At 69.2% G+C, this 8,139-nt stretch carries 8 protein-coding genes; 2 read left to right on the forward strand and 6 right to left on the reverse strand.

All coding sequences use genetic code 11. From position 1 onward, the window contains the following. Positions 1-38: 38 nt before the first annotated feature. Both EBB59_RS12455 and EBB59_RS12460 read right to left on the reverse strand, forming a co-directional pair. A complete protein-coding gene (locus EBB59_RS12455; RefSeq protein ID WP_122102477.1) occupies positions 39-776 on the reverse strand; it encodes a helix-turn-helix transcriptional regulator in 738 nt (245 codons plus the stop codon). Beyond that, entirely contained in the window at positions 773-1,915 is a 1,143-nt protein-coding gene (locus EBB59_RS12460; protein WP_122102478.1) for a hypothetical protein, read from the reverse strand. Before EBB59_RS12460 ends, EBB59_RS12455 begins: the two co-directional genes overlap by 4 nt. 141 nt (positions 1,916-2,056) lie before the next feature. Between EBB59_RS12460 and EBB59_RS12465 the strand changes: the two genes are divergently transcribed. Beyond that, positions 2,057-2,686 carry a DUF937 domain-containing protein gene (locus tag EBB59_RS12465; RefSeq protein ID WP_211327748.1) on the forward strand — a complete coding sequence of 210 codons (630 nt, stop codon included), beginning with the start codon at positions 2,057-2,059 and terminating at the stop codon, positions 2,684-2,686. A gap of 202 nt (positions 2,687-2,888) precedes the next feature. Here the strand turns inward: EBB59_RS12465 and EBB59_RS12470 are convergent, their stop codons facing one another. The 4 genes from EBB59_RS12470 to EBB59_RS12485 form a co-directional block, all read right to left on the reverse strand. Continuing rightward, positions 2,889-3,416: a copper chaperone PCu(A)C gene (locus tag EBB59_RS12470; RefSeq protein WP_122102479.1), complete on the reverse strand. Its 528-nt coding sequence runs from the start codon at positions 3,414-3,416 to the stop codon at positions 2,889-2,891. Between the two features lie 38 nt (positions 3,417-3,454). After that, positions 3,455-5,653 (reverse strand): TonB-dependent receptor, encoded by a 2,199-nt coding sequence (locus tag EBB59_RS12475; protein WP_122102480.1) that lies wholly within the window; start codon positions 5,651-5,653, stop codon positions 3,455-3,457. Between the two features lie 95 nt (positions 5,654-5,748). Then, positions 5,749-7,098 (reverse strand): hypothetical protein, encoded by a 1,350-nt coding sequence (locus EBB59_RS12480; protein WP_245979314.1) that lies wholly within the window; start codon positions 7,096-7,098, stop codon positions 5,749-5,751. Positions 7,099-7,163: 65 nt separating this feature from the next. Further along, a complete protein-coding gene (locus EBB59_RS12485) occupies positions 7,164-7,553 on the reverse strand; it encodes a DUF2946 family protein (RefSeq protein WP_122102481.1) in 390 nt (129 codons plus the stop codon). 89 nt (positions 7,554-7,642) lie between these two features. On the opposite strand from EBB59_RS12485, the gene EBB59_RS14330 reads away from it, so the two are divergent. Then, a partial coding sequence (locus EBB59_RS14330) for a hypothetical protein (protein ID WP_245979316.1) occupies positions 7,643-8,139 on the forward strand: 497 nt, incomplete at its 3' end.

Consider the following 8,139-nt stretch of genomic DNA (forward strand, 5'->3'; position numbering starts at 1 on the left):
ATGCCGTGGTGGCGTGAGCAGCGTAGTCCTCGGGGGTGTCAGTTTCCGTCAGCAGCGTGAGCGTCCTGGATGCCGGAATGCCGGCGCCAGCGGCGGATCAGCGCATGGCGGCGTTGCGGGTAACGTTCGCCGGTATCGTGCAGCGCCTCCACCCGGTCGGCACGGAAGTGACGGAAATCGCCGCGCAGTTCGCACCAGGTGGCGAACATGCGTGTCACCGGGTCGAAGAAGGCCATGGCGAACGGCCAGACGATGCGCCTGCTCGCCGCGCCGGCCGCATCGATGTAGCGCATGCGCAGCTTGCGTTCCTCGCGGATGGCGTGGCGCAGCGCCGGCAGCCAGGTTTCCGGCGTTTCGTTCTCCCGCCAGGCCGGTACGAACAACCCGCTGGTGTCGACGTCCAGCCGCAGGTGCTCGGGCAATACCGAGGAGACGCGCGCCAATGCGCGGCCGGCGGCATCGGCAAGCGCCATGTCGGCCCGTTGCGATCGCACCCAGCGCGCGCCCAGTACCAGGGCTTCCAGTTCGTCGCGGTCGAACATCAGCGGCGGCGGCAGAAACCCCGCGCGCAGCCGGTAGCCGATGCCGGGATCGCCCTCGATTTCCGCGCCCTGGGCGCGCAGGCTGGCGATGTCGCGGTAGCGCGTGCGCAGGCTGATGCCGAGCCCGGCGGACAGGGCGTCGCCGATGACCGCCGTGCGTGCGCGGCGCAGGCGGTCGAGGAGATGCAGCAGGCGGGCGGCGGCCCGGACATCCGGCGTGGCGCCGGCAGTCAGCGCCCGCGCGGCGCGTTCACTGCCGAAAGCGTGTAGCGGCCGTTTCCTTCGCCGGCCGAGGTGATCATGAGCCGGCCCTGGCCGTCGGCGTCCAGGGTGACGGTCATGCGCGAGTTGGTGCCGCCGCCGCTGTCGTCGTCCTCGGCGTCCTGAATGAACCGGCCGCCGTCCAGCACGCCCCAGCGCAGCAGGGTGTCGAACTCATCGGAGCCCACCTGCACCATCACGCGCTGGCCGGGCCGGCCCTTGATGCGATAGATGTCGTAGAGGATTTCCTTGTCCTCGGTGAAGCTGTCGCCTTCTTCCAGCTTGCCCTGCAAGGAATCGCCGATGTTGAGATCGGTAACGCGGATCGGCTGCGGGCGCGGCGGGACGGTGGCGCTGATGCGGTAGGTCCCGCTGGCGGTGGCGTCCGGCGAGGTGGCCTGCACCGCGCCGTGTCCGGCGTCGTCCAGGGTGACGCGCAGGCGGGCGTTGAGGCCGCGTCCGCCATCGTCATCCTCGGATTCCTGGACGAACTGGCCGTCGATCATCCGGCCGAAGCGCAACATCGAGTCCATGTTTTCCGCGTCCATTCGCAGCACCAATGACTGCTGGGGCTGGCCTTGCAGCGTCCACAGGTCGTAGGGGCGGTCGTTGTCGTCGAGCGGGGCCTGCTCGCCCAGCCGGCCCGAGGTTTCCCGCCCGATGGCGAGTGCCTGCGGGCGTGCCGGGGCAGCGGGGGGCAGCGTGCTGAGGTGCAGGCTGTAGCGGCCCGATTGCGAGGGGTCGACCATGCCGGCGCGGATCTGCACCTGTCCGCTGGCGGGCAGGGTGTAGCGCAGGCGGCTGTCGGTGCCCGTGCCGCCATCGTCGTTGCGGCGGCAGTCTTCGCAGCCTTGGGCGGTTCCGCTGCCGCCGATGGTGAGATAGGCATCGAAATCGCTGGATTTCAGTTCGACCAGAATGCGCTCCCCCGGCGTGCCGCGATAGCCGTACAGCGCGTAGGCGGTGTTGTCGGCTTCCTTCGGGCTGCGCTCATCGAGTTGGCCGGTGATGCTCCGGCCGCTCTGGATCGGCGTCACGTTTTGCGCCTGGACGGCGCCGGTGGCCAGTGCCGCGAGTACGGCGGTGACGAGACATTGTCGGATGGGGGACATGCGGGCTCCTGCTTGCGCATTGAAAGAAGGTTCAGTTTCACACGGCGCGCGGTGGGAAGCCATCTCCACGTTCACTTCCCGCCGCTGGGCCGCGCGATAAGCTGCGGCTTCCGAATCACATGAATTCCATCACCGAGGGGAATGCGCATGACCACGTTGACCGATGACCTTTTGAGCCAGCTTTCCGGCGCGCCGATGCAACAGATGGCACAGCGGCTGGGGCTTGCGCCGCAGCAGATGGCCGGTGCGGCGGCGGCGGCGCTGCCATTGTTGATGGGGGCGCTGGGCAAGCAGGCCAGCCAGCCCCAGGGGGCCGAGGCTTTGCTGGGCGCGCTGGGGCGCGATCATGCTGGCGGTGGCGGCATCGGCGATCTGCTGGGCGCGGTGTTGGGCGGCGGCGGTGGCCGTCAGGCCGATGGCGCCGGCATCCTCGGCCATATTTTCGGCGCGCGCGAATCGCAGGCGGCGCAGGGGCTGGGGCAGGCCACCGGCATCGGCGGCGACAAGGCGCAGATGTTGCTGAAGATCCTCGCGCCCATCGTCATGGCGTATCTGGCGAAGCGGATGTTCGGCGGCGGCCAGGCGCAGGCGGCGGCGCCCTCGGCCGGCGCGTTGGACGAGGTGCTTGGCCGCGAAACGCGGGCGGTGCGCCAGCAGGGCGGCATCGGCGGCGGCTTGCTCGGCGCGGTGCTGGATCAGGATGGCGATGGCCAGTTCGGCCTGTCCGACGTATTGAAGATGGGCGGCTCGATCCTCGGCGGCAAACGCTGAGTTTCCAGTCCGGCGATGGCTGGGGAAGGGCGTCCGCCGCTGGCGCTCGCCCCATCGTATGCGGCGTCAGGCAATGCGCCGCCGCGCCGGCCCCGCGCGGGATGTCCCGATGAAATGCGGCGGCCCCGCGCTGTGGCGGGGCCGTGTTCCAACCGGCGGCGGCATTGTCGACACCGTGCGCGCCTTCCGTCCGATGCATCGCTCAGGGCTTGCCGGGTGGCATCTCCGCCACGGCTTGCACGGCGAACTTGACCACCTGTGGCGGGGCGTGCTCGAAGCGCAGCGTGGCCTCGATTTCCTGGCCGGCGCTCAGCGCATGCTTGGGGCTCATGAACATGAGGTGCAGGCCACCGGGCTTGAGTTCGACCACTTGCCCGGCCGGCAGGGCGATGCCCTCGGGTAGTTGACGCATGCGCATCATGCCGTCGCTCATGCTGGTCTCGTGGATTTGGACTTCGTCCGAGAGTGGGCTGGACACCTGGACGAGGCGATCGTCGCTGGCGCTTTCGTTACGCAATGTCATGAACCCGCCGGCGACGTTGGCGCCCTCGGGGATGGCGCGCGTCCATGCCTGATCGGCGTGCAGGTGGCCCGGGGCGGCGGCGGGCGCTTCCTTCCCGGCCTGGGCCGCGTCGTTGTTCGGGGGCGGTTGTTTGCAGCCGGCGAGCGTTGTCACGCCCAGCAGCGCGACCATGAGCGTTGAACGGAGCGTCGGTAGTTGTCTGTACATGGTTCCTTATCCTCGATGAGTGGTTTTTGCGGCGGGTTTCAGAAGCGGTGGTTGACGGTCAATTCCCAGTTGCGCGGGTTGCCCAGATACACCATGCCATCTCCAAATGCGTAGATCACATGGCTTTTGTCGCCCAGGTTACGTCCTTGCAGGCGGACTTGCGTGCCGGGGGCGGGCTCGAAGGCGATCTGCGCGCCCCACAGCCCGTAACCGGCGGTCGAGAGGGTGTTGGCGTTGTTGGCGTAGCGCGAACTGACGCCGCGCGCGTTGACGCTGACCGACCAGCGCGGGGCGAATGCGTATTCCACCCACAGGTTGCCGACACGGCTTGGGGTGTTGCGTGGCGTGGCGCCCGCGCGCGAGACGGAGCGGGTGCCCTCGCGTTCGTGGAAGTCGTCCAGCGTCGCGCGGCTCCAGGCGAGATTGCCATCCACCTTCAGCCCGGGGACGGGACGCCAGCCGAAGGTCAATTCCACGCCCCGGGAGGACTGTTGCCCGACCGGCAGGGTCTCTCCGGGATTGGCGGGGTCGGCCACCGCCAGGTTGCGGCGGACGATCCGGTAGCCGGCGAGGGTGAGGTGGTGCCGGCCATTGGCGGATCGCCATTTCGAGCCGATTTCCTGCTGCTGGCCCGTGCTCAGGTCGAAGTCGCGCAAGGCGGCGAAGCTCGCGGTGCTGAGCGCGCCCGCGGGCGGGTCGGCCGCGGTGCTGTACTGGACGTAGATACTCGCATCGGGGGTGATCGCCCAGTTGAGCGCCGCACGCCCGGTGGTTGGCCGATAGGTGCGCTGGAAACGCATGGGATTGGCCGCGCTGACGGCGCGGTGGTTGACGATATCCAGCGCGATGCGCTCGTGCCGCAACCCGGTCAGGAGGCTCAGTGTCGGGGTCAGGTCGGTCAGGTTCTCGACGTACAGCGCGCCGGTGTGCAGGCGATTGGTCCGGCTGGGCGTGTAGGTCAGGGAGGTGCCGGGCACGTCCAGAAAATAGCCCGGGGCGCGGGATTCCAGGGGAATGATGTCGAAGACCCCGCGCACCGAAAGCGGGAATGTGGTCTGGCGGTTGAAACTCCATTCCAGCCCGAAGTTCCAGCGGGAATCCAGGCTCCCGAGCGTTCCGGCATGCGCCCATTCCAGGCGGTTGCCGAAGACTTGCTGGTCGTGGCGCTGGAGCAGCGTGCCCGAGCGCTGTATGGCGGTGTTGTCGTCGACCAGCTTGTAGCTTTCGACATTGCGGTAATCGCGCAGGGCGTCGTAGTGGTAGACGGTGTTGCGGACGGTATTGCGCTCATCGAGCGTCCACTCCGTCAGGGAGCGCGCCCACAGGACTTTCTGCCCGTAGTAGCCATCCTGCACGTTGTAATTGCGTCGGCGGGTTTCCGCGAGCGTCAGCAGGCGTCCGGTCTGGCTCTGGAATGCCGGCGTTCCCCAGTAGGGCCGGTCGTTGCGTTCACGCTGGTATTCCACGGCCAGCGTGTGGCTGAGATCGGGGGTGAGCCGGGTCAGCCAGGAGGCCGAGGTGGTCAGTGCGTTCCGGTTGGCCCGTTCGATGGCGCTTCCGCCCTTGCGCAGGCTGGTGTCCAGGCGTAGCGCGTTCCCGGCGTGCTTACCGAACACCCGGTTGAGGCCGAATGCGAACGTGGCGTCGGTGAAGTTGCCGATGCGCATCTGCATCCGGGTTTCGGGCCGGTCCAGCCGGGCCAGCGCGGTGATGTAGTTGATGCTGCCGCCCACCGCGCCGGCCCCGTAAAGGAAGGAGGACGGGCCGCCGATCGCCTCCACCCGCGCGTATTGCCAGGCATCCACCGGCCGGGCCGCGATGGTGGCGTATTTCACGTCGATGCCGTTGAAGAGCTGGGTGATCTGGTTGCCGCTGAAGCCGCGATAGGAAACCGCGTTGCCCGTGCCGGGCGTCGCGGCGGAGGTGACGCCGGCAACGCCGTTCAGCGCCTCCTGCGTATTGCGGACGCCGCGTTTGTCGAGCGTGGCGTGATCGATCACGCTGACCGAGGCGGGGGTGCGCATGACCGACAGGTCGAGCCGCGTCCCGCTGCCGGCCCTGGCCTCCAGCGACGAGCGCTTGCCGAAGACGGTGACGGTATCGAGCGCCCTGGCGCTGGCCCTGGCCGGGTCCGGCGTGCGCGCTTGTTCGGCGGCATGGGCCTGGAGGGCGGCAAGAACGGCCAGGCCAAGGAGGGGGCGTGCTCCCAGGCGGGAATACGGGGACTGGATGGACATGGATCGGGTTTCCTGATGAAAAGAAGTGTGGATCGGGTATTCGCGCGCCCGGCGCGGGGCCGGGAGGGCGGGGGAAAAGTCGGGGATGGGCGGGTTCAGCGCACCGATGCGCCGGCGATGAATGGCTTGCCGTCGCGGGCGTCGGTCCACACCAGCCAGGCGGCGCTTCCCGACCATTGCACGCGCGGGATGCCGCTGCCCCGTCCGCTGGAGGCGAGCGTCGTCACTTCCACCCGGTCGCGCGGACGCCAGTCCAGCGCGTAACGCCCCAGCAAGAGCGCCTGAGCCCCGTCGGGATGGGTTTCGTAGGAGGCGAGCAGGAGCATGTCGGGCGCGAGCGCCAGACTCAGCCGGCCGAGGACGTGCTCGCCCTTCGCCAGCGTCATCGCCGGCCCGAAGTGCTCGCCCGCATCGTCGGAACGCGCCGCGCGCACTTCCGGCACGCCGTCGGCCATCGTGAACCAGGCGACCCAGACGGTCTTGCCGCGCGCCACCACCACCGGGCCGTTGACCGGGCAGCCGGGCATCTTCCAGCCATCGGCGTGGACGTCGCGAGGAGCGCTCCAGCGTTCGCCATCGAAGCGCACGATGCGCGTATCGCGGATTTCGTCGGCGGTTCTGCCACGGTAGACCACGACGACGCCGGCATCCGTCATGGCGGACGCGGTGGGGCAGCAGTCGCAGGTCGATTTGTCGAGCGGCCATTCCCCCTGGCGGACGAGGTCGCCGTCGTAGCTCGCCGCCCGCAGCATCATCGTTCCCGGCGAGTGGTGGGCGTGCGGGTCGCTCGCGCCATCCGGCTTCTTGTGCGTGGCGCTGGTGGCTTTCTGCCGGCTGTCGAGCCAGGCGATGCCCAGCCGATCCCGGGCCTGGGGCCAGAACGTCACGAAGCCATGGTCGCCGGGGCCGTGAACCGGGTGGATCATCAACGGAGGCGTCCAGGTGCGGCCGGCGTCCCGCGAGCGCACCAGTTCAATGCCGTAATCCATGCGCTCGGGCCCGGTGCTCCGTAGCCAGTGCGCCCACAGCGAGCCGTCGGCCAGACCGAACACATGGGGCGTGTCGGCCCAGTTGACGAACCAATCGTCCCCTTCGCCGATGGTGAGCGGTTCTTGCCAGGCCGGCACCGCCGGCGCCGTCTCGGCGCGGGTCAGGCGCAGCCGGTAACGCTTCGGCGCGGGTTGCTCCACCCAGCTCAGCAGCATCGTGCCATCCGGGGCTTTGACTAGATCGGGCAGGGCCGCGCCGGGCGGGGCGGGAACGCCCCACTGCATGATTTCGGTTGGCGCGGGTGGTTGTTCCGCCCCGGCTTGGCGGTCGGACGGCGCGCAGGCCGCCAGGAGAGGAAGCAGCAATATCGATAACGCGGCGCGGCGGAATGGCCGATACGCGCGCGCGGGCGCGGGGCGCACCGTGGCGGGCGCCGGAAAAGAAGGGCTTTGCATGGGGAACTCCGGGAGACGCGCGCAAGCCCGTGGGCCGGCGCGCAACGACAGTCGTGGCTACCGCGTCAGGCGTTCGACGGCGGGCCGCGCGACCCCAGCCCGGAGGGATGCTTGAAAAGCCTCGCGTGAGGCTTGGGGAAAGGAAGGACGGCGGTGGCGGGGAATTCGTCGCCGGTCCACCCGGATATGGCGGCGGGGAGATTCAGCGATGCCGCCAGCGGGCAATATTCGCAGTCGCCATGCCGCTCGCCGCTCTGGCCGGCCGGGGAGGGCTTGCCGTTTTCCGTGCGGATATCGGCATATTCGAACCCCGATGCCGTGCACAGCGCGACCCGGTTAGACGAGATGACGGATGCCTGGTGGAGACGGCCGAAAGTCGGTAGCAGCGCAAGCAGCGACGCCGCCAGGAGCGCGAGGTACGAGATCGAACGCTGGCCCCTGAATGCGGAATGCATGCCGGCAAGTGTAATTCAGCCGCCATGCACTGTCATGGGCTGGCGTCATGGGCATTGGGCCGACGCGTGCCGGCCACGGCCGGCCATCGATGACGGGTATCGCCGTTTATTCCGGTGTTCTGCCAAGGCGCATGGGCAATGCCGAATCGATCATCGCCCACGTCGCCCACGTCGCCCACGTCGCCCACGTCGCCCACGTCGCCCACGCCGCCCACGTCGCCCACGCCGCCCACGTCGCCCACGTCGCCCACGTCGCCCACGTCGCCCACGTCGCCCACGTCGCCCACGTCGCCCACGTCGCCCACGTCGCCCACGTCGCCCACGTCGCCCACGTCGCCCACGCCGCCCACGCCGCCCACGCCGCCCACGCCGCCCGCACGTTCCGACGCATTCCAGTGCGTCCCGATGCGTCCCGGTGTGTCCCGGTGTGTCCCGGTGTGTCCCGGTGTGTCCCGGTGTGTCCCGGTGTGTCCCGGTGTGTCCCGGTGTGTCCCGGTGTGTCCCGGTGTGTCCCGGTGTGTCCCGGTGTGTCCCGGTGTGTCCCGGTGTGTCCCGGTGTGTCCCGGTGTGTCCCGGTGGCTGCAAC

It is taken from the genome of Solilutibacter pythonis (assembly GCF_003697345.1).
Taxonomy (GTDB): domain Bacteria; phylum Pseudomonadota; class Gammaproteobacteria; order Xanthomonadales; family Xanthomonadaceae; genus Solilutibacter; species Solilutibacter pythonis.